This is a genomic window from Citrobacter sp. Igbk 16, from assembly GCF_028069755.1.
Classification (GTDB): Bacteria; Pseudomonadota; Gammaproteobacteria; order Enterobacterales; family Enterobacteriaceae; genus Citrobacter.
Window position 1 is genome coordinate 1 of sequence record NZ_JANEWJ010000080.1, and the last position, 702, is coordinate 702.

Below are 702 nucleotides of genomic sequence, written 5' to 3' on the forward strand. Positions count from 1 at the left end.
TTCACGAGGCGCTACCTAAATAGCTTTCGGGGAGAACCAGCTATCTCCCGGTTTGATTGGCCTTTCACCCCCAGCCACAAGTCATCCGCTAATTTTTCAACATTAGTCGGTTCGGTCCTCCAGTTAGTGTTACCCAACCTTCAACCTGCCCATGGCTAGATCACCGGGTTTCGGGTCTATACCCTGCAACTTAACGCCCAGTTAAGACTCGGTTTCCCTTCGGCTCCCCTATTCGGTTAACCTTGCTACAGAATATAAGTCGCTGACCCATTATACAAAAGGTACGCAGTCACCCCATAAAGAGGCTCCCACTGCTTGTACGTACACGGTTTCAGGTTCTTTTTCACTCCCCTCGCCGGGGTTCTTTTCGCCTTTCCCTCACGGTACTGGTTCACTATCGGTCAGTCAGGAGTATTTAGCCTTGGAGGATGGTCCCCCCATATTCAGACAGGATACCACGTGTCCCGCCCTACTCTTCGAGTTCACAACACATGCGCTTTTGTGTACGGGACTTTCACCCTGTATCGTGCGACTTTCCAGACGCTTCCACTAACACACATGCTGATTCAGACTCTGGGCTGCTCCCCGTTCGCTCGCCGCTACTGGGGGAATCTCGGTTGATTTCTTTTCCTCGGGGTACTTAGATGTTTCAGTTCCCCCGGTTCGCTTCATTACGCTATGTATTCACGTAATGATAGTGTG

1 rRNA gene is annotated in these 702 nt (G+C 51.0%); it reads right to left on the reverse strand.

The annotated features are described in order from the left end of the window. Nucleotides 1–702: ribosomal RNA gene (locus NNO03_RS22435) — 23S ribosomal RNA — on the reverse strand; the annotation flags it as partial.